Origin of the sequence: Streptomyces sp. NPDC019531, from assembly GCF_044903305.1 — a bacterium.
Taxonomy (GTDB): domain Bacteria; phylum Actinomycetota; class Actinomycetes; order Streptomycetales; family Streptomycetaceae; genus Streptomyces.
The window spans coordinates 101,922-121,377 of record NZ_JBJDQL010000030.1 but is presented as its reverse complement, the minus strand read 5'-3'; the positions used below and the strand labels follow the sequence as shown (position 1 = coordinate 121,377).

Genomic DNA, 19,456 nt, shown 5'->3' with positions numbered 1-19,456 from the left:
TCGGCCGGCCGGATGCCGTGCACGGTCAGCAGTTGCTCCAGTGCCGCCGCGATACCGCGTCCCGTCGGCTCCGGCTGGGCGATGTGGTGGCTGTCGGCGGACAGGCCCTGGCCGATCGCCTCGCAGTAGACCGCCGCGCCGCGCCGGGCGGCATGCTCGGCCGCCTCCAGGACCACGACGCCCGCGCCCTCGCCGAGCACGAAACCGTCGCGGCTCTTGTCGTACGGGCGTGAGGCGCCGCACGGATCGTCGTTCCGCCGCGACATCGCCATCATGTTGCCGAAGGCCGCGAGATTGAGCGGGACGATGACCGCCTCGGTGCCGCCCGCGACCACCACGTCGGCGCGGCCGGTACGGATCATGTCGATGCCGTAGCCGATGGCCTCCGCCCCCGACGCGCAGGCGCTGACCAGGGTGTGCACACCCGCCCGCGCGCCCACTTCGAGGCCGACATGGGCCGCCGGGCTGTTGGGCATGAGCATCGGCACGGTGTACGGCGACACCTTTCGCGCGCCCTGCGCGTGGAGTACGTCGTACTGGCTCAGCAGTGTCGTCACACCGCCGACGCCGGTGCCGAAGACCGATCCGACCCGGTAGGGGTCGACGGGTGTCGTGGCGGCGACGGCCTCGGCCTCGGCCGACGCGCCGGTCTCGCCGGCCCTGGCGGTGAAACCGGCGTCCGCCCATGCCTCCCGGGCCGCGATGAGCGCGAACTGGGCGGCACGGTCCAGCCTGCGGATGACATGCCGGGGCAGCATCTCGGCCGGTTCCACCGCGATGGGCGCGGCGATGCGCACAGGCAGGTCGGCCGCCCAGTCCTGAGACAGGGCGACGGCGCCCGAACGTCCGGCGAGCAGCGCCTCCCAGGTCGTGGCGGTGTCCGCGCCCAACGGCGTGGTGGCACCGACACCGGTGACGAGGACGGTGCGAGGAGATGAGGTCGGGTTCACGGATGCGTTCACTCCACGGAGGGGCATTGGCTGAGCTGAGGGAGGGGCGGGGCGGAGCGGTGGAGAGGGGTTTTTACACCGTCCGCATGCGTGCAACGTCCGTATCCCGTATCGGGTTCATCGCTGTGCGTCACCGCGAGCGGTACTGAACAGTTCCGTGGACTTCAAGGTGAGCAGTCATCCGCGGCAGAGTGATGATCAAGGTGTCCCCAGTACGAGGAGCAGCGCAAGATGACCGAGATCAGCCCACCCCACGGGCGCGCGGGGGCCTGGTCCTTCCGGGTACTGGGCTCGCTGGAGGTGGACGGTCCCGCGGGCCCGGTGGCACTCGGGCCGCCCCAGCGCAGGCTGCTCCTGCTGCGGCTGCTCAGCGCGGACGGCTGGCCGGTCCCGGTCGAGCGTCTCTGCGAGGACCTGTGGGAGGGGCGGCCGCCGAGCGGCGCCCGGTCCTCCGTACACGCTCACATCAGCAGGCTCCGCTCGGCGCTGGCCGTCCCCGAGGACGCCGGGAACGGCATGCTCACCCTCACATCGGGGGGTTACGCCCTCCAGGTCGCACGTGAGCAGCGGGACACCGCCCTGTTCGAGGACGCCGTACAGCGTGGCCGGCGGCTGGCGACGCAGCGGCAGTGGGCACACGCACGCGTGGAGGCGGAGACCGCCCTCGGCCTGTGGCGCGGGACCCCGTACGCGGACGCGGACGGAAAGCCCTTTGTGCGACAGGAGACGAACCGGCTCTCGGAGCTTCGCTGGTCCGCCATGGAGCTGCTGGCGGAGATGCTGCTGGAAGAGGGAGCGGTCACCAGGTCCCTCGTGCTCGCCGAGGAGATCGTCGGCAGGAATCCGCTGCGGGAGGTCTCCTGGTGCGTGCTGCTGCGCGGCCTCTACCTGGTGGGGCGCGCGGGTGAGGCGCTCCGCCGTTTCGAGGACGTCCGCCGCCTGCTCGCGGAGGACCTGGGCGCCGACCCGGGGCCCGCCCTGCGGCGGGTGCACATGGCCATCCTCCGGCATGAGACCGCCGTCCTGAGTCCCGCGGCAGGGGCGAGAGCGGACGCCGTCCCCGCCGTCGGCACCGCGGACCGTACTCCGCCGTCCGGAAGCCCGGGACCGCTCGTGCACGGCGCCGAACTGTCCCGACTCACCAGGATGTTGGCCATCGCCCGCGAGGGTGGCACCGGGTGGGCCGTGGTGTCGGGAGGAGCGGGCAGCGGCAAGACGCGGCTGCTGGAAGAGCTCGGTGCCGAGGCCGAACGGCGCGGGTTCAGGGTGTCCTGGGTCCGCCATCCGAAGAAACCCCTGACCGCCTTCCCGATCGGAGGTCCGCTCACCCGGATCCTGAGCGGATCCGAAGCGCGGGACGGCGGGAGCCTGCCCGGACACGAGCACGGCACCCCGCGCGCGAGCGAGTACCTGAGCCGCCCCCACGTCCTCTGTCTGATCGACGATGTGCAGGGTGCCACCCCGGCGGAACGGAGTGAGCTGATCGCCTGCGCGGCACTCTCCCGCGACACGGGAGCTCTCGTCGTGTGCGCCGTGGACCCCGGCGACGACCCGGGCATCGACGACATGCTCTCGGCCCTCGTCCGGTGCGGGGCGGAACGCGTCGACCTCCGGCCGCTGACCGTTCAGGAGATGGCCGTTCAGGAGATGGCCGGCCTGCTCGGGCCGGGCGCGGGGCAGCCGTCGAGAGGCCGTGAGCGGAAGGCGCCGCTCTGCACCGGCTGAGCGCAGCCGACGCCGGTCCTCGGGACCTCGCCCGTCTCACACGAGTGCGGTCACCTCAAGGCTGCCCGGTGCGTCTCCCGTGCGACGCAGGGTGATGTCGAACAGGAACCTCTGTCTGCCGGGACGGAGGGTGGCCGACTGTCCCGGGACGAGCAGGAGATCGGCGCCCTGCTCGCGGACGCCCTGCCGGGGACCGCTCACGACGCTCACGTACACCGGGGAGCCTCCGGTGTTGCGCACCGTCACCGCGCTGGTGAGCACGCACCGGCCGGCGCTGCCGTGGTCCCGGCAGACACGGCGGAGATCCCCGAAACCGTAGGTCCCGCAGGACAGTTCAAGACCGGGTGTGAGGGTGGAGCGGCAGACCCGGCCCACCTCGACCCGGTCGTCGCCGCCCTGCTCACCGGCCGGGTGCCAGGCGATCGCGACTCCCGCCGCGGCCAGTACGGCCAGTGCCAGGTGCATCGGACGAAACGACGGCCGGACCAGATCCCTCATACTCCTCGCTCCCCTCGCACCAGGTCCTGTCGTTGTTCAACGTTCAACGCGGCGGCTAAGACGGGAACGGCCATGGTGCCGTTCCCGCCCCGGGGACCTACGGCTTCACGATCTCGGCGTAGGCGGCGGTCGCCATGACGAACTGGCCCACCCAGTTGGGGTGTGCGGCAAGGGTGTTGGGCGAGGGGTTCAGGGACTCGATCATGCGGCGGTCGCCGGGCGCGCACATGTCGTGGCCGATGGTCGGCGTGTACGTGTCGGCGTAGCGCACGGCCCTGTCACCGGCCTTCGCCCGACGCTCCAGTGCCCGGTTGAGCTTCTTCGTCATGTCCCGCAGGAAGGCGAAGTCGCCCTGGGCGAAGGGGACTTCCTTGCAGCCGATCCCACTGTCCGGGAACACCGAGGGGTAACCCACGACGATCACCTTGGCGTCCGGGCTGCGCCGCCTGATGTCGGTCAGCACACCGCGGATGCGGCCCTCCATGGTGTTGATGCGCTCGCCGAGCACGTCCTTGCCACCCGCCGTGTAGTACGCCTTGCAGGGGCTGTTCTCGCTCGGGCGGGTCAGGGCGAGGCGCACACAGGTGCCGAGCACCTCGGTGAAGCCGACGTCGTTGCCGCCCAACGTCAGTGTGACGAGCTTGGTGTTGCGCGTGAGGGCGTTGGCCTGGGGCGGCTTGGAGCCCTGGTAGTTCCAGATGCTGCGGGTGGTGGCACCGCTGCAGGTGACGTCCTTGAAGGTGCGGTTCTTCCCCGCGGACGTCTTGGAGAGAACGCTGGGGTAGCTGTTCGAGGTGCGGTCGCATTCCGCGTCGGTCCGGCCGGTGAGCCCGGCGCCCGAGGCATAGGAGTCGCCGAGCGCGACATAGTTCGGCCCGTCGCCGGCGGCGGCAGCCTGGCTCTGGGCGCTGGCGGTCGGCGCGCAGAGGGAGGCGGCCGAGGCGAGAACGGCTCCCGCGGTCGTGCAGCGCTTCCAGGACAGCTTGCTTCTGAGTTGCGTCATTACGCCTCTGGGTTCTCGTAGAAGGGGATGCGGTGTCGCGGAGGCCTTCCCGCCGCGGTCGCTTTCCGAAGAGCTCAACGAGGAGTTGGGCGCTTCGGTTCACCGTCCCTGCCCTCTCTCTGACCTCCCTGACCTCCCGCGGCAAGCCGGCGACAAGCTGGGGCCAAGTCCTCTCGACGAGGGTGATCCCGCCCCGCACAGCGTGGACACGCATTTCGATCACAAGGACTTCATGCCATGAGGCGCACCCTGTTTGCCGTCGGCGCACGCCCCGAACCGCCCTCGTCACTGCCGGAGCCGGTCCATGTGGATTCCGACTGCGAGGCGTTCGTTCGGGAGGTCTACGAGCGGCACGGCCGCGACCTGCTGCGGTTCGCGAACCGGCTGCTGGGAGGGGACTGGCACCAGGCCGAGGACATCGTCCAGGAGGCGGTCGCGAGGGCCTGGAACCATCTGGAGATCCTGCAGAACCCGGACGAGGCCCGGCCGTGGCTCTTCACCGTCGTACGCAATCTGGTGATCGACCATCAGCGGGCGCGGCGGATACGCCCGCCGGAGGTACCGGCCGCGGAGAGACCCGAGACGCCGACCGCCGACCAGGTGGACCGGATGCTCACCTCGCAGGTGGTGGCCGACGCGCTGCGGGAACTGAGCGCACAGCACGAGGAGGTCATCCGGCTCATGCACTACTCGAGGTACACCGTGGCCGATGCGGCGGAGCACCTGGGCGTCCCTCCCGGCACGGTCAAGTCCCGCTGCTACTACGCCGTCAGAGCTCTCAGGAGCGCCCTGGTGAGCCGTGGCGTACTGGATGCCGCTGTCTGACGGTCGGCCGCCGACGCCGGCCGCGGGCTATGACGAATGCTGTTCGTCAGGCCCCGTCCCGTAGATCTCCTGGTGCCACAGGGCGTCGCAGATACGCTCGACGCCACCGGCCAGATGCCTGCGATACGTCCCGAACGGCACCCCCAGCCGGGTGGCCGCCGCTTCCTGCGTGGTGGCCCCGCGCAGATACGTCGCCGCCACCGCACGATGGTGCGACGTGCGGCCCCGTTCCTCCCGGAGCGCCTCCACGGCCTGGGTCAGCACATCCAGAAGCGCTCTTCCGTGTTCGACGGTCAGTCTGCTGCGGGTGAGCGGATTCACCGCGAGCTTCTCCGGGTGCCGCAGCTCGCGCAGTGCGTCGCGTACCGCGGCGTCGAACTCGGGCCGGGACAGCACCGCCAGGTCCGCCGTGCTGTCAGGGACCGTTGTCTCCGGCACACAGGGCAGACCGGGCAGGCCGGGCACGTGCGACAGCATCAGGTCGGTCTTCCGCTCCGCCCAGGCCCGGATCGGCCGTACCCGCCAGTCCAGGGCGAACAAGGTGTACGTGTGATCGTCCACCCGGGGCCGGCCCGCGATCGGGACGAGGCCGAGGCTTGTCAGGTAGGGACGCCAGTACTCCGCGCCCAGGATGGCGATGTACGTCCAGGCCAGGCGTGGCCCGGCGCGGGCTATCTCGGCCAGGCACCGCCACTGGTGCAGGCCCGTGATCGGCGACCCCTTCCCGTACGCCGGCGGTGTCACATGGAAACGGGACACCGCCAGATGCTCGCCCTCCCGCAGCGGGGAGGCGCTCCTGGCGTGTGCCCAGGCCGCCGAGACCACGGGATCCACCTCCTCGGCGCACGGTTCGGTCAGGCGCAGCCAGGCCGAGTAGCCCACGATCTCCCGCTTCTCGGCGTCCTCGCAGAGCTTGAACGCCTCAGGTTGCCGGTCCAGCCAGTAACGGGCAAGGGCGACGGACTCGGTGCCGAGGACATCGGCCGTCAGGGCGAGTACCGCGGCGTGGTCCGCCGGTTCACAGCGGCCCAGCGTCACGTCCAGGCCGCCGCGCCAGCTGTTGAAGTCGGACATGTACCGGTCGGAGCGGTACAGGTACATGAACTCCCCCACGGCGTACAGCATCCCCCGCTCCGGGGCCGTCCGTATCCGGTCGAACAGATAGCCGCGCAGCCGATGGTGAAGTTCCGCGTACCCCTCGGGGTCCCGCCAGCGCAGGTCCGCCTCCAGCGCCTTGCGCACCACGTCGTGGGGGAAGAGGCCCTGCCGCGACGACTCGACGAACGGCAGCTCCCGCAGCCAGGCGAACGTCGACACCGCGGCGTCGCCGATCACCGCTCGCAGCAAGGTCTCCGTGGTCACATACGCGTGCGCGCACACCTCCAGTGCCCGACGGTGCACCGGCGAGGGCACGTCGCCGATCAGCTGCGGGAGCAGCGTCTCGATCACGTCCCGGCTGGGCTCCCAGTCGGCGGCTCTCCCCTCGTCCTTGAGTGCCACCGCGGCGGCGAGGGCCAGGGCCAGGGGGTGGCCCCCGGTGAAGTTCAGCAGCGCCGCGTGGGTTTGCGGGGGCACGCCGGAGGCGTGCAGGAAGGCCGTGACCTCGTCCGGGGCGAGATTGCGCAGTGCCGCGGTCCGCAGCAGTCCCGCCCAGCCAGGGTCGGAGGTCCAGCCGGGCTCCGGCGCCTGGCGTCCCGCGATGACCACGACCGCCCCGGCCGGCAGCCGGATCAGGAACCTGTCCCTGAGCCAGCGCTCAAGCCGCTGGCAGCACTCGAAGGTGTCGATGAGGAGAACGGCCCGGTCGCCACCGAAGACCGCTTCGGCTTCCTTCTCGAACGCCTCGGGCGTGGGCTCGATGATCCGGCCGTCGACCTCCACCACCTCACGGCCGGCCGTACGCGCCTCGGTGGCGAAGCGCCGCAGCAGCATCGACTTGCCGACGCCGCCGGGCCCGTGCAGGTACAGCACCGAGGGAGCGTCCGGGGCACCGGACAGCGCGGAGCGAAAGGTGCGGAGTTCGGCTTCCCGCCCTGTGAAGGCAAGGTCACGTGCCGCCTGTACCTGGGCCCCTATCCAGCCGGCTGCGCCGCTCGTCCTCAAGACCCACCCCTCTCGCTCGTCGCGTCGCCGCTGCCCAGATGTCTGGACCACTTGCCCTGGAGATTCTCACATGGGACCCCGTTGGCCTAGACGAAAGCGCGTTCCATCACCGCACCACCGTCGCCGCGGCGTGGGTCAGCATCACCAGTGCGGTGAGGGCTGCCGGAACGAGTTTCCGCGGCTTGTCCTGATACCAGTGGTGGTATTGCAGCGCGCCCGTGGTGAGAAGGAAGAGGGAACCGGCCGCGACGATCCCCGCCAACGGAAACCACAGTCCCGCCAGCAGCCCGGCACCTCCGGCGAGCTCGAACACGCCGATCGCGCGGGTCGCCCTGGCGGAGAATCCCAGGTGGCCGACGGGTGTGCACCACCGTGTGGCCCCCGCCAGGTGGCTGCTTCCGCTGATGAAGAACAGTCCGCCGAACAATGAACCTGTGATCATGAGGGTGATATGCATCGCGTTCCGGCTCCTCGCTCCCACGGTTGCTGCTTCCAGGAGCCGTGACCTCCGCCCGGCACAACGACGCGTATCGCGGTCGGGTTCACCGCCGGGGAAAGGTCGTACACGTCCCTGGGATGCGCCGACTCCGGCTGCGGCGGCTCCTGTTGCGCCTGGCGTTGTTGTTGCGCGGCTCGCAACAACTCCTGCTGCCGCTCCAACTCGCACTTCAGTGGCCGGTTCTGATGGACCGCCCCCCGACGCCCTGGGCGGCGTCGAGGATCTGCTCCAAGGGCCCTTCGCATGAACCACCACGGCGAACGGTTCGTCCTCCTCGCGGTCGCGGCAGCCCTCGCGGCGGCGGTCCTCGTCGCCTCCTGGTGCGTGGCCTTCACGACCGAACTACGCGGTCGGCAGGCGGCGTTGGCGCTGATCGGGGACACCCCGGTCGGGGACATGGCCTCGCCGGTCGGTGGTCCTGGAGCAGCAGGACGAGTTCATGGACAACGACGCGGCGCAGCCCCATGGGGTCCCGGTCGAGGATCTCCTCGGCGCGGGTGAGCAGCGCTCGTCGCCGGCCCGACGCGTCCTTCCCTCGCGCTGCCAGTGCTCACGCTGCGCGCTCAGATACGCCCGGTCGACCCGCAGCCACGTCAGGCCCTGCGGCCGGTACCGGAGTCCGTCGAGCGCGCCCGGAACCCCGGTCGCGCGCCCCAGGTGCCCAACAGTTCGGCGGTGTGGCGGAAGCCGAGGTCCCGTACGACCGCGGCCAAGTCCGCTGGCTGGTCATACCGGGGCAACGGCAGCACTGGGGGCGACCACGCGTCCCCCCGCCGTTTCCCCCGCCCCCCGTGGTACGGCAATCGCGTTTCCCCCTGCCGTACGTCTCCGTCCGACGCCGGACGCATCGCGCCCCACGGCCGGAGACGAGTTGAAGAGACCATTCAGGAGAATGCGCCCCTTGGTGCCCCGGTTTTGCCCGCGCAGCCCGCAGCCGTTCTCGCCTGGCACCTCCAGGCGGTGACCGCGCCCGACTGAGGGCGGCGAGGCCCCAATGCCTCCCGTACACGCGACTTTCACATCAGCGCCACCGGGCCCTTCCCTGACGTTCGTTGCTCTTGGAACACTCGCTGCGCGCACCTTCCGTCAAGTTCCGGCCATCGGTGCGCAGGATTGAGAGGTCCATCACTCATGTCCGACGTCAATCGACGCAGATTCCTCCAACTCGCCGGCGCCACCACGGCCTTCACCGCCCTGTCGAGCAGCATCCAGCGTGCCGCCGCGCTCCCCGCCCACCACCGCACGGGGACGATCGAGGACGTCGAGCACGTCGTCGTCCTGATGCAGGAGAACCGGTCCTTCGACCACTACTTCGGCTCGCTCAGGGGGGTAAGGGGCTTCGGCGACCCCCGGCCGGTCACGCTGGAGAACGGCAAGTCCGTCTGGCACCAGGCGGACAAGAACGGCAAGGACATCCTGCCCTTCCGCCCCGACGCCGACGACCTGGGCATGCAGTTCATCCAGGATCTCCCGCACGGCTGGAACGACGGACAAGCCGCCTTCAACGGGGGCAAGTACGACAAATGGGTCCCGAACAAGGGCTCCACGACGATGGCGTACCTGAACCGCGAGGACATCCCCTTCCACTACGCCCTCGCGGACTCCTTCACCATCTGCGACGCCTACCACTGTTCGTTCATCGGCTCGACCGACCCGAACCGCTACTACATGTGGACGGGTTACACGGGCAACGACGGCCAGGGCGGCGGCCCGGTCCTCGGCAACGACGAGGTCGGCTACGGCTGGACGACCTACCCCGAGCGTCTGGAGAAGGCCGGCGTCTCCTGGAAGATCTACCAGGACGTCGGCGACGGCCTCGACGCCAACGGCTCCTGGGGCTGGATCCAGGACGCCTACCGCGGCAACTACGGCGACAACTCGTTGCTCTACTTCAACCAGTACCGGAACGCCAAGCCCGGCGACCCGCTGTACGACAAGGCCCGCACCGGCACCGACTACACCAAGGGCGAGGGCTACTTCGACCAGCTCAAGGCTGACGTCAAGGCCGGGAAGCTCCCGCAGGTCTCCTGGATCGTCGCCCCCGAGGCCTTCACCGAGCACCCCAACTGGCCCGCGAACTACGGCGCCTGGTACATCGCCCAGGTCCTGGACGCGCTCACCTCCGACCCGAAGGTCTGGGCGAAGACCGCGCTGTTCATCACCTATGACGAGAACGACGGATTCTTCGACCACGTGGTCCCCGCGTTCCCGGCGGGCTCCGCCGCGCAGGGCAAGTCCACGGTCGACCCCGCCCTCGACCTGTACAAGGGCGACAGCAGCCACCCGGCCGGCCCCTACGGCCTCGGCCAGCGGGTGCCCATGCTCGTCGTCTCGCCCTGGAGCAAGGGCGGTTACGTCTGCTCCGAGACGCTCGACCACACCTCGATCATCCGCTTCCTGGAGACCCGCTTCGGCGTCCACGAGCCGAACATCTCGCCCTGGCGGCGGACCGTCTGCGGCGACCTGACCTCGGCCTTCGACTTCTCCCGCAAGGACACCAAGCCTGTCTCCCTCCCGGACACCGACGGCTACGAGCCGCCGGACCGCGAGCGCCACCCCGACTACGTGCCGATCCCGCCCGCGGTGGGTGCCCTGCCGAAGCAGGAGCGTGGGCTGCGCCTCTCCCGGCCGCTCAAGTACGCCCCGCACGTGGACGGTTCGGTGGACGCGGCGAACGGAAAGTTCACGCTCACCTTCGCCTCCGGTGCCAAGGCGGGCGCCGCGTTCCTGGTGACCTCGGGCAACCGCACCGACGGTCCCTGGAGTTACACCACCGAGGCCGGCAAGACCGTCTCGGACGCCTGGAACTCGACGTACTCGAAGGGTTCGTACGACCTGACCGTGCACGGCCCGGGCGGCTTCCTGCGCGCCTTCAAGGGGTCGAACAGGACCGGGGGCCCCGAGGTCACCGCCCGCCACTGCGGCGACGATGTCGAGCTGACCTTCACCAACAAGGGCTCCGGCACGGTCCGTCTGAAGGTCGTGAGCGGCTACGGCGGCCGGCCGCGGACCTTCACGGTGCGGGCCGGGGCCACCGTACGGCACACCTTCGACCTTGCGGCCGGCAGGCGTTGGTACGACCTGACGGTCACGTCCGACACCGACGCGGAGTTTCTGCGGCGGTTCGCCGGACATGTCGAGAACGGGCGTCCCGGGGTGAGCGACCCGGCCGTAATCACCAAGTAAAGCCGCTGTGGGTGCCACCGGGGAGGTGGCCGGATCGCGATGGTCCCGGGGTAGTGTGCCCCGGTGACCACGCATTCGAACACACCTGCAGGCTGGTACCCCGATCCGCACGGAGCGCCCCAGACGCTCCGTTACTGGGACGGGGCGCAGTGGACCCAGCACGTCAACAGCCAGCAGGGGGCGGCCGCTCAGGCGACGCAGGCTCCCCAGGCACCCCAGATGCCGCAGCAGGCGGCCGGTCCCGACCAGCGTGTGCAGCGTCAGGTGCAGCAGCAGGCCGGGGTCACCGCGGGCGGTGCGGGTGGCGGCACCCTGTTCACCGAGCCGGTGCTCGTGGTGAACCAGAAGGCCAAGCTGATCGAGGTGACCAACGAGTACAAGGTCATGGATCAGAACGGCAACCAGCTCGGCTCCGTCACCCAGGTCGGGCAGAGCGCGTTGAAGAAGGTGCTGCGCTTCGTCTCCAGCCTCGACCAGTACATGACCCACAAGCTGGAGATCCGGGATGCCCACGGTCAGCCGGTGCTGCTGCTGACGCGGCCGGCGAAGTTCCTCAAGTCACGGGTGATCGTGGAGCGGCCGGACGGGTCGCAGGTCGGTGAGATCGTTCAGCAGAACATGATCGGGAAGATCAACTTCGCGATGAACGTGAACGGCCAGCAGGTCGGGGCGATCAAGGCGGAGAACTGGCGGGCCTGGAACTTCGCGATCGTCGACCACACGGACAACGAGGTCGCCCGGATCACGAAGACGTGGGAGGGGCTTGCCAAGACGATGTTCACCACCGCGGACAACTATGTGCTGCAGATCCACTATCAGCTGCCCGAACCGCTGTTGAGTCTTGTCGTCGCGACTGCGTTGACTGTGGACACGGCTTTGAAGCAGGACGCTCGCGGGTTTGGGTGATCATCGGTCGGTGCGGCGCCGTTGTGGTTGCTCGCGCGGTTCCCCGCGCCCCTAAAGGGGCGCTGTGAGGTGCCCTGGCTCAGTGGGCCGGGGCACTTTCACGTCTCGCAACGACGGTTCCAGGGCCAGTACCGCTGCCACCGGGTGGTCCCTCGACGGGACTCGGCTCAGCAGGACCACACCCCAGGCCGCAAGCCCCGCTCCCGCCAGTGCCAGCAGTACGCCCGCCGCTCCGCCCCGCAGGCCCTCGCCCAGCAGGGAGAGGCCGATCACCGCGGCGGCCACCGGGTTGGCCAGGGTCACCACGGCCAACGGAGCGCCGAGGCCGTCCCGGTATGCCGTCTGTGACAGGAGCAGGCCGCCCGCCGCGAAGGCCGCGACGAGGAGCGCCACTCCGATCACCTGGACGCTGAGGAGCGACTCGGAACGGTCCGTCGCGGCGACGGTCACGGTCTGGGTGAGGGCGGAGGCCACACCGGAGGCGATCCCGGACGCCGACGCATGCCGCAGCCCGGGCCGTGAACCGGGGCGCGCCAGCAGCCCGATCAGCGCCGCCGTCACCGCCGTCACCGTCACCGCCTCGGACGTGCTCAGCACCTGCTCGGGCGCCGACCCCGACGCCACGACGAGGATCGCGGCGAGGCCCGCCAGGGTGTAGGCGGTGCCGCGCCACTCCGTCGCGCTGACCCGGCGCCCCGCGATCCGCGCGCCCAGCGGTACCGCGGCGACCAGGGTGAGGGCGCCGAGAGGCTGGACCACGGTCAGCGGGCCGTACTTGAGGGCGACGACGTGCAGCAGCGCGGCCGACGCGTTGAGGCCGACGGATCCCCACCAGGCGCCCGAGCCCAGCATCCACAGTACGCCGGAGCCGGGGTTGCGGGAGGCGAGGCGCTCCTGGGCTACCGCGGCGGCCGCGTAGGCGACGGAGGAGAGCAGGGACAGGGCTATGGCGATCAGGGTGGCGTTCATCGGCCCGCTCCGACCAGGACGTTCTTCTTCTCGGGCTCGGCCGGTACGAGCTTTTCCTGCGCCCGGCCGGCTGTCGTGACCGTCCGGTGCGGCACGCGGATCACCGCGAGCGCGATGCCGAGCAGGGCCGCCGCCACGATCGCGTCCATCCAGTAGTGGTTCGCCGTGCCGACGATGACGACCAGGGTCACCAGCGGGTGCAGCAGCCACAGCCGGCGCCAGCGGGACCGGGTCGCGACGATCAGGCCGATCGCCACCATCAGGGCCCAGCCGAAGTGCAGCGAGGGCATCGCCGCGAACTGGTTGGAGAGGGTGTCGGTCTGCGGCGGGCCGTAGACCGAGGGGCCGTAGACCTTCGCGGTGTCGACCAGGCCGGCCGCCGCGAGCATCCGCGGCGGGGCCAGCGGGAAGACGAGGTGCAGCACCAGGGCGGCGCCGGTCAGGGAGGCGAGGACGCGGCGGGCCCAGACGTAGTGCGCGGGACGCTTCAGGTAGAGCCACACCAGGAAGGCGACCGTGGCCGGGAAGTGGACGGTCGCGTAGTAGGTGTTGGCGAGGTGCGCGAGGGTGTCGCCGTGCAGCAGCAGCGACTGCACCGATCCCTCGCCCGGCAGGTGCAGGGTCCGTTCCCGGTCCCACACGCGGTCGGCGTTGCGCAGGGCCTCCGCCGTGTGGCCCGTGACCAACTGTCGGCCGAACTTGTAGACGAGGAAGAGTCCTATGACGAGCAGGAGCTCACGGACGAGCGGCGGCCGCGCTGTTGCGACCGGCTCCGCTTCTGAAGGCTCGGTGCGGGCATTCATCCCCCGGCCCTTTCGCTGACGGTGGTGCAGGTGCTTGGAACTGGACATGCCTATGACTGACCCAGCCCCCACAACTCATCGATACGGGACCGTACCGATACGCCAGTGTACCGATACGGTCGGGTACCGGTACACTCGCGTATCGATAGACATAGGACACACTGGATTCCGGGAATGAATGAGAGGAAGGGCGGATGACGTCGTCGCAGGCCGCGGACGGACCGGAGACGGCCGTCGCCCCGCGCCGCTCCAAGATCACGCCCGAGCGTGAGCAGGAGTTCTTCGACGCCGTGCTCGAACAGGTCCGCGAGTGCGGATACGAAGCCGTGACCATGGAGGGCGTCGCCGCCAGCACCCGCTGCAGCAAGTCCACCCTCTACCGGCAGTGGAAGACCAAGCCCCAGTTCGTGGTGGCCGCCCTGCGCTCCCGCCGCAGGTCGAAGTTCGACGGGATCGACACCGGATCGCTCGCCGAGGATCTGCGCGAGGTCGCACGGGCCGCGGGCCGGTGGTCGATGCACGACACCAAGTTGCTCCAGGCGCTCGGCCACGCCGTCACCCAGGACGCGGAGCTCGCGCAGGCCCTGCGTGAGGCGCTGGTCGACCCGGAGATCGCCGCACTGAGGCACATTCTCCAGCGGGGGGTCGACCGGGGTGAGATCGCCACCGGACACCCGGCCCTTGAGTACATCCCGGCCCAGTTGTTCGGCGTCATCCGCGCCCGCCCCGTCGTGGACGGGGAGTACGCCGACCCGGACTACCTGGTCCGCTTCGTGGAGGCCGCCGTACTGCCGACACTCGGCCTGAGCTGAGACCCGGGCCGCCGTCCACGGGATGACTGGACGGTGACCCGATCGCGCCGCACCGTGGGGACGGGGGCGGCGCGCACCCCTCCGGCCGGGTGGAGTTCCTCTTGAGCGGAGAGGCGCCCCACCCGGCCGACCGGAGTCCGGGGGACCGGCGTCAGACGTCGGTGCCGCTGCCGCCGCCCGTCGACACCTTGATCCCCTTGGTGATGTCGTCGATCACGGACTGGCCCTCGTCGACGTCCACACCGAAGCGCACCACGACGATCTGCTGCGCGTTCGCCGGGGAGGGGAAGGCGAGCGACTCGACATAGCCGTCGGAGCCCTTGCTGGTCACCGCCTTCCAGCGGACCAGGTAGCCCTTCTGCCCGGCCACCGTCACCGCCTTGGACGCGAGCACGTCGTGCGAGGTGATCGAGCCGTAGGTCTTGCCGCCGTAGGACTGCTCCGCGTTCGCCGAGATGTCGGCCTTGGCGACCTGCTCGGCCGTGCTGCCCGAGGTGCCCAGCGCCAAAGCGGGCGCCGAGTAGGCACCGCCCTTCGTGCACTTCTCGGAGGTGTCGCCGGGGCAGCTGTAGGAGTCGTTCGAGGTGACCGAAGCGCCGACCGAGATCTCCTGGCCGTACCAGTCGTCCGGGATGGGCAGGCTGATCCCGGCGATCGAGTCGGTCACCGAACCGCTCTCGATCTTCGGCGCCTCGGAACCCTGGGGAGAGGGCGAGGCGCCGCCGGAACCGCCCGAGCCGCCGGAACCTCCGTTGCCGCCGAAGGGGCCGCCCTGGCCGTTCTGCCCGCCGGTGCCGCCCGGTCCTTCCTGGCCGCCGGGTCCGCCCTGGCCGCCCGGACCCTGTGAGCTCGTGTTGCCGTTTCCGTCGCCGCTGTCGGCCAGGGCGTACACGCCCACACCTATGCTCGCGAGGACCACGACCGCCACGGCCACGGCTATGCCCGTACGGCCGCGCCGCGAACCGGCCGGCGGCTGCGCGGGATACGCCGGGTAGGCCGGGAACTCCCCGGGGCTCGCGACCTGTTCCGGGGGACCCCATGCGGCGGCCGATCCGGCGGGCCGGGTCCGCTCCGTCCACGCCTTGCCGTCCCACCAGCGCTCGCTCGCGGGACCGTCACTTGTCTGCCCGGGATCGGCGTACCACCCGGGGGGAGTCTCCTGCGTCATGCCCCCACCGTATGAGTCCTCGGTGAAAGAGGGATGAGAGGGGCGTCGGCCGATTGCGGCGGCTTCGACACACAGGCCGCTGCGACGATCACTCCCATACGAACCGCACGGGCCGTTCCCGCGTCGGCGGCGGCAGCCGCAGCCCCTCCCGACCCGGTGTGATCGACCCCAGCACGCGTGCGTGCCGAGCGCACGTGCTCGTCGGCTCGGTGCCCGGCAGCCCGTGCGCGGTCAGGAAAATCCAGCGCCTCGGCCTCGTTCCCGCCCTCCGGCGTGAAGAACCGCGCCGCGATGATCGTCGCGAAGCAGCCGTAGACCCCCGCTGCCTCCCGGCTGCTCCGGCCCGACAACTGACTGTTCGTCAGATTTGTCGATGGCTGGTCACGGGCAAGGCGCGTCGCCTGCACGTACCCGAGGTCACCCGTCGAGGCAACAGCTACCCCGACCGGCCTCCGCTTCCGCACTCGGACGGCTACGCTCGAGATCTGTACGTCGTTCAGGCGACTTGGGGAGGTAGCGGGATGACGGAGGTACGGCCCACTGCGGCCGCCCCGACCTCGCTGTGGGAGCGCGAAGAGGAAGTCACGGCCGTCGAGAGGGCGGTCGACTCCCTGTGCGCGGACCGCGCGTCCTTGGGCAGCGTGCTGGTGATCCGGGGCGAGGCGGGCTTCGGCAAGACCGCCCTGCTGGCCGAGACCCGCCGTATCGCCGAGGCCCGCGGCTGCACGGTCTGGTCCGCGCGGGGCGGCGAGACCCTCAGGTCCGTCCCCTTCAACGTCGTACGACAACTGCTGCAGCCCGCCCTTCTGTCCCTGATGCCCGAGGAGGCCCGCGAATACCTCGGCGACTGGTACGACATCGCCGGCCCCGCCCTCGGTATCGCGGACCTGGGGGAGCGGCAGGCCGACCCGCAGGGCGTGTGCGACGGCCTGGTCGCCGCGGTGCGCCGGCTGGCCCGCCGGGACTGGCCGCTCGTGCTGCTGGTCGACGACGCCCACTGGGCTGACCAGGAGACCCTGCGCTGGCTCGCCGCGTTCGCGGAGCGGCTGGACGACCTGTCCGTCCTGGTCGTGGTCGCCCGCCGCCCCGGCGAAGCCTCCGGCGAGCGGGCCCGCCTCCTGGAGGCGGTGGCCTCCACCGCGGGCCACCCCCTCACCAACCTGAGCGCCCTCAGCCCCGAGGCCACGGCCGGCCTCACCCGCGCCACCCTCGGCGAGCACGCCGACGGCCCGTTCTGCCGCGAGGTGTGGGCCGTCACCGACGGCAACCCGTACGAGACCGTCGAACTCCTCGCCAAGGTCCAGGACAGCGAGATGGAGCCGAGCGAGGGCTCGGCGTGCGAACTGCGCGAACTGAACCGCTCGGCCCGCGGCGGCGGTCTCGTCGCCCGCCTGGAGGAACTCGGCGTCGACGCCACCAAGTTCGCCTGGGCCGCCGCGATCCTCGGCAAGGACATCACCGTCTCCCTGGTGGCCAAGCTCTCCACGCTGAAGTCCGAGGAAGCGGCTCGCTGTGCCGTCCTCCTCAGGGACGCCCGTATCCTCACCGAACGGAACCCCACCAACCACCGGGCCGAGGACGGCGAGCTGGAGTTCGTCCACCCGCTGATCGCCTCCGCCGTCTACAACTCCATCCCCGACGCCCTGCGGCGCGCCTGGCACGGCGTCGCCGCCCAGGTCGTCACCGACTCCGGGCTCGGTGCCGCGGCCGCCTCCCGGCATCTTCTCCAGGTCCACCCGGACGACGACGAGGAACTCGTCGAGCAGTTGCGCGAGGCCGCCCGTGAACACCTCCTCGTCGGCGCCCCCGACGCGGCCCGCCGCTGCCTGGAGCGCGCCTTGCTGGAACCCCCGGTCCCCGAGGTCCACGCGCGTGTGCTCTTCGAACTCGGCTGCGCCACCCTTCTGACCGCCCCCGCCACGACCATCGGCCACCTCCGGACCGCGCTCGCCATGCCCGGCCTCGAAGGCACCGAGCGGGTCGACGCCGTCTTCCGCCTGTCCCAGGCCCTCCTGCACAACAACCAGCTGGAGGAGGCCGTCCGCACCGTCGAGGCGGAGGCCGACCGGCACGAGGGCCCGGCCCGGCTCCGGCTGCAGGCCGTGCAGTACATGTGGGAGGGCCTCTACGCGAGCGAGGCCGGCGCGGCGGGCCGCTCCGAGCGCCTCGCCGAACTCGCCCGTATCTGCACCGGCCGGGACAACTCCGAGCGGGCCCTGCTCATGCTGCGCGGCTTCGACGCGATGGCCCGGGGCGAGAGCGCCGAGGAGGTCGTCGAACTGTGCGACCGCTCCCTGGTGAACGGCCGACTGGCCCCGGGTCTCGGCTGGACCGACACCGAGTGGGGCCTCGAACTGCCCCTGATGCTGGCCAGCGCGTACGCCTACACCGACCGGCTCGACCGCGCGGAGGCGCTGTACAACGAGGCACTGCGCACCTACGAGTCGGCCGGCTGGAGCGGTGGGCATCTCGCCCTGGCCCACGCCTACGTCGGCCTCGGCCACCGTCGCCGCGGGCGCCTTCGGGAGGCCGAGACCTCGCTGCGCGAATCGCTGCGGATCGCCGAGCGGGTGGGGCGGGGGCTGCCGCTGCACTGGTCGGCGACCTGCAACCTCGTCGACACGCTGCTCGCGCGAGGGCATGTCCAGGAGGCGTGGTCCATCGCCGAGCAGTACGGGTTCGCACCACCGTATCCGTCCACGATCGTGTTGCCGGATCCGCGGTCCGTGCGGGGGCGGTTGCTGCTGGCCGTGGGTCGGACGAAGGACGGCGTCAACGAACTGGACGCCGCGGAGAAGGCGGCGGCGGTTCGGGGGCACCACAATCCGGTGCTGGTGCCGTGGGCCGTCGATCTGGCGCGGGCTCTGGCTGGTGAGGATCCGGTGCGGGCCGCCCAGTTGGCCACGGATGTTCGTCGGCATGCCGAGCGGCTCGGTACGGACACGGCGATCGGTGAGGCGCTGCGGTGCGCTGCGGCGCTGGAGACGGGGCAGCGGGCGGTTCGTTTGGCTGAGCAGGCCGTCGCTCTTCTTGAGTCGTCGCCTTGCCAGTACGAGCATGCGGCGGCTCGGGTGGAGTACGGGATTCTGACGCGGTCGGTGGCTGAGCTCAACCGGGGCTTGGCGCTTGCGGAGTTCTGTGGGGCGGACGGGTTGGCGGCGCGGGCCAGGGGTGTGCTGGAGACGGGGTGAGCTGTCCCCGCCCCTTCAGGGTGCGATCAGCTGGTCGGTGATTGTCAGCAGGCGTTTCTGCACTTCCCTGTCGTACGTCTCCTCGTGCGCCCGTGCCGGATTCGTCCCGTCGAAGTACCGGCCCGTACCCAAGTCCTCCGTGGCCAAAGCAAGGACTCCCGGAGCTCCGTCGGCCACCGTCGACCACGGGGCCACCCCGCCCTCCCGGACCATCGCCGTGTCCATGAACGTCGCCGGGTGCAGGACGTTCACCGCGACCCCCGTGTCCGCCAACTCCTCGGCCAGGGTGAAGGTGTGGGCCGCCAGGGCGAATTTGGCTCGGCAGTACGCGGCGAAGCCCGCGTAGCCATGGGTGAACTCCGGGTCGTCGAAGTTCACCGGTTCCTGGCCGACCGAACCGACGTTGACGATCCGTGCGGGTGTGTTCGCGCGCAGCACAGGCAGCAAGGCCCGGCTCAGCGCCACCGGCGCCAAGTAGTTGACCGCCAGGCGGAGTTCGTGGCCGTCGGTGCTCACCTCGCGACCTGAGCCCGGTGAACCGGCGCCCACGCCCGCGTTGTTGATCAGGACGTCCAGGTCGGGGTGGGCCTCGGCGACCCTTGCGCCCAGCTCGCGCACCTGCGCCAGGGAGGCGAGGTCGGCGACGAAGCCCTCCGCCTCGCCCTGCGACCTCAGCTCCGCCACCAGACTCTCGGTGCGGCTCCGGTCGCGGCCATGGGCGAGGACGGTGTGCCCGGAGCGGACCAGTTCGAAGGCGACGTACCGGCCGAGTCCCGAGGTGGCCCCGGTGATCAGAATCGTGGACATGCCCCCACCGT

General features: G+C 70.7%; 15 protein-coding genes and 1 pseudogene. 6 read left to right on the top strand and 10 right to left on the bottom strand.

All coding sequences use genetic code 11. The annotated features are described in order from the left end of the window. Nucleotides 1–977, bottom strand: a 977-nt coding sequence (locus ACI2L1_RS29795) for a beta-ketoacyl-[acyl-carrier-protein] synthase family protein (RefSeq protein WP_404742486.1), incomplete at its 3' end; no start/stop codon positions are given. A 204-nt stretch (nt 978–1,181) separates the two neighbouring features. On the opposite strand from ACI2L1_RS29795, the gene ACI2L1_RS29790 reads away from it, so the two are divergent. After that, on the top strand, nt 1,182–2,675 hold the full coding sequence (locus ACI2L1_RS29790; protein WP_404742485.1) for a BTAD domain-containing putative transcriptional regulator: 1,494 nt from the start codon (nt 1,182–1,184) through the stop codon (nt 2,673–2,675). A 36-nt stretch (nt 2,676–2,711) separates the two neighbouring features. On the opposite strand, the gene ACI2L1_RS29785 is transcribed toward ACI2L1_RS29790, so the two are convergent. Continuing rightward, the gene (locus ACI2L1_RS29785; RefSeq protein ID WP_404742484.1) at nt 2,712–3,173 is read right to left on the bottom strand and encodes a hypothetical protein; all 462 of its coding nucleotides are present in this window, start codon (nt 3,171–3,173) and stop codon (nt 2,712–2,714) included. A gap of 97 nt (nt 3,174–3,270) precedes the next feature. Continuing rightward, nucleotides 3,271–4,176: an SGNH/GDSL hydrolase family protein gene (locus tag ACI2L1_RS29780; RefSeq protein ID WP_404742483.1), complete on the bottom strand. Its 906-nt coding sequence runs from the start codon at nt 4,174–4,176 to the stop codon at nt 3,271–3,273. Nucleotides 4,177–4,413: 237 nt separating this feature from the next. Between ACI2L1_RS29780 and ACI2L1_RS29775 the strand changes: the two genes are divergently transcribed. Beyond that, nucleotides 4,414–5,001, top strand: a complete 588-nt coding sequence (locus ACI2L1_RS29775) for a sigma-70 family RNA polymerase sigma factor (protein WP_404742482.1) — start codon at nt 4,414–4,416, stop codon at nt 4,999–5,001. Nucleotides 5,002–5,028: 27 nt separating this feature from the next. Here ACI2L1_RS29775 and ACI2L1_RS29770 read toward each other — a convergent pair whose 3' ends face one another. Beyond that, entirely contained in the window at nt 5,029–7,104 is a 2,076-nt protein-coding gene (locus ACI2L1_RS29770; protein WP_404742481.1) for an ATP-binding protein, read from the bottom strand. Between the two features lie 106 nt (nt 7,105–7,210). Beyond that, nucleotides 7,211–7,561 (bottom strand): DoxX family protein, encoded by a 351-nt coding sequence (locus ACI2L1_RS29765; RefSeq protein ID WP_404742480.1) that lies wholly within the window; start codon nt 7,559–7,561, stop codon nt 7,211–7,213. A 1,173-nt stretch (nt 7,562–8,734) separates the two neighbouring features. Here ACI2L1_RS29765 and ACI2L1_RS29760 point away from each other — a divergent pair. Continuing rightward, the gene (locus ACI2L1_RS29760) at nt 8,735–10,789 is read left to right on the top strand and encodes a phosphocholine-specific phospholipase C (protein ID WP_404742479.1); all 2,055 of its coding nucleotides are present in this window, start codon (nt 8,735–8,737) and stop codon (nt 10,787–10,789) included. 63 nt (nt 10,790–10,852) lie between these two features. Beyond that, a complete protein-coding gene (locus ACI2L1_RS29755) occupies nt 10,853–11,695 on the top strand; it encodes a phospholipid scramblase-related protein (protein ID WP_404742478.1) in 843 nt (280 codons plus the stop codon). Between the two features lie 51 nt (nt 11,696–11,746). Here the strand turns inward: ACI2L1_RS29755 and ACI2L1_RS29750 are convergent, their stop codons facing one another. After that, nucleotides 11,747–12,664, bottom strand: a complete 918-nt coding sequence (locus ACI2L1_RS29750) for a hypothetical protein (RefSeq protein ID WP_404742477.1) — start codon at nt 12,662–12,664, stop codon at nt 11,747–11,749. Continuing rightward, a complete protein-coding gene (locus ACI2L1_RS29745; RefSeq protein WP_404742476.1) occupies nt 12,661–13,467 on the bottom strand; it encodes a phosphatase PAP2 family protein in 807 nt (268 codons plus the stop codon). Before ACI2L1_RS29745 ends, ACI2L1_RS29750 begins: the two co-directional genes overlap by 4 nt. 194 nt (nt 13,468–13,661) lie before the next feature. On the opposite strand from ACI2L1_RS29745, the gene ACI2L1_RS29740 reads away from it, so the two are divergent. Then, nucleotides 13,662–14,279: a TetR/AcrR family transcriptional regulator C-terminal ligand-binding domain-containing protein gene (locus tag ACI2L1_RS29740; RefSeq protein ID WP_404742475.1), complete on the top strand. Its 618-nt coding sequence runs from the start codon at nt 13,662–13,664 to the stop codon at nt 14,277–14,279. Nucleotides 14,280–14,430: 151 nt separating this feature from the next. Here ACI2L1_RS29740 and ACI2L1_RS29735 read toward each other — a convergent pair whose 3' ends face one another. Both ACI2L1_RS29735 and ACI2L1_RS29730 read right to left on the bottom strand, forming a co-directional pair. Next, the gene (locus ACI2L1_RS29735; protein ID WP_404742474.1) at nt 14,431–15,447 is read right to left on the bottom strand and encodes a DUF2510 domain-containing protein; all 1,017 of its coding nucleotides are present in this window, start codon (nt 15,445–15,447) and stop codon (nt 14,431–14,433) included. Between the two features lie 88 nt (nt 15,448–15,535). Then, nucleotides 15,536–15,685 (bottom strand): annotated as a pseudogene (locus ACI2L1_RS29730) (anhydro-N-acetylmuramic acid kinase); the annotation flags it as partial. A 283-nt stretch (nt 15,686–15,968) separates the two neighbouring features. Here ACI2L1_RS29730 and ACI2L1_RS29725 point away from each other — a divergent pair. Continuing rightward, nucleotides 15,969–18,638, top strand: coding sequence for an ATP-binding protein (locus tag ACI2L1_RS29725; protein ID WP_404742473.1), 2,670 nt, complete (start codon nt 15,969–15,971; stop codon nt 18,636–18,638). A 15-nt stretch (nt 18,639–18,653) separates the two neighbouring features. Here ACI2L1_RS29725 and ACI2L1_RS29720 read toward each other — a convergent pair whose 3' ends face one another. Continuing rightward, nucleotides 18,654–19,445: an SDR family NAD(P)-dependent oxidoreductase gene (locus ACI2L1_RS29720; protein WP_404742472.1), complete on the bottom strand. Its 792-nt coding sequence runs from the start codon at nt 19,443–19,445 to the stop codon at nt 18,654–18,656. Between the last annotated feature and the right edge of the window lie 11 nt (nt 19,446–19,456).

Excerpts from the sequence above, each read along its gene's own strand:
- ACI2L1_RS29760 (WP_404742479.1), top strand. The coding sequence starts at position 8,735 with ATGTCCGACGTCAATCGACGCAGATTCCTCCAACTCGCCGGCGCCACC.
- ACI2L1_RS29745 (WP_404742476.1), bottom strand. The coding sequence starts at position 13,467 with ATGAATGCCCGCACCGAGCCTTCAGAAGCGGAGCCGGTCGCAACAGCG.
- ACI2L1_RS29780 (WP_404742483.1), bottom strand. The coding sequence starts at position 4,176 with ATGACGCAACTCAGAAGCAAGCTGTCCTGGAAGCGCTGCACGACCGCG.
- ACI2L1_RS29785 (WP_404742484.1), bottom strand. The coding sequence starts at position 3,173 with ATGAGGGATCTGGTCCGGCCGTCGTTTCGTCCGATGCACCTGGCACTG.
- ACI2L1_RS29790 (WP_404742485.1), top strand. The coding sequence starts at position 1,182 with ATGACCGAGATCAGCCCACCCCACGGGCGCGCGGGGGCCTGGTCCTTC.
- ACI2L1_RS29740 (WP_404742475.1), top strand. The coding sequence starts at position 13,662 with ATGACGTCGTCGCAGGCCGCGGACGGACCGGAGACGGCCGTCGCCCCG.
- ACI2L1_RS29735 (WP_404742474.1), bottom strand. The coding sequence starts at position 15,447 with ATGACGCAGGAGACTCCCCCCGGGTGGTACGCCGATCCCGGGCAGACA.
- ACI2L1_RS29775 (WP_404742482.1), top strand. The coding sequence starts at position 4,414 with ATGAGGCGCACCCTGTTTGCCGTCGGCGCACGCCCCGAACCGCCCTCG.
- ACI2L1_RS29765 (WP_404742480.1), bottom strand. The coding sequence starts at position 7,561 with ATGCATATCACCCTCATGATCACAGGTTCATTGTTCGGCGGACTGTTC.
- ACI2L1_RS29720 (WP_404742472.1), bottom strand. The coding sequence starts at position 19,445 with ATGTCCACGATTCTGATCACCGGGGCCACCTCGGGACTCGGCCGGTAC.
- ACI2L1_RS29725 (WP_404742473.1), top strand. The coding sequence starts at position 15,969 with ATGACGGAGGTACGGCCCACTGCGGCCGCCCCGACCTCGCTGTGGGAG.
- ACI2L1_RS29750 (WP_404742477.1), bottom strand. The coding sequence starts at position 12,664 with ATGAACGCCACCCTGATCGCCATAGCCCTGTCCCTGCTCTCCTCCGTC.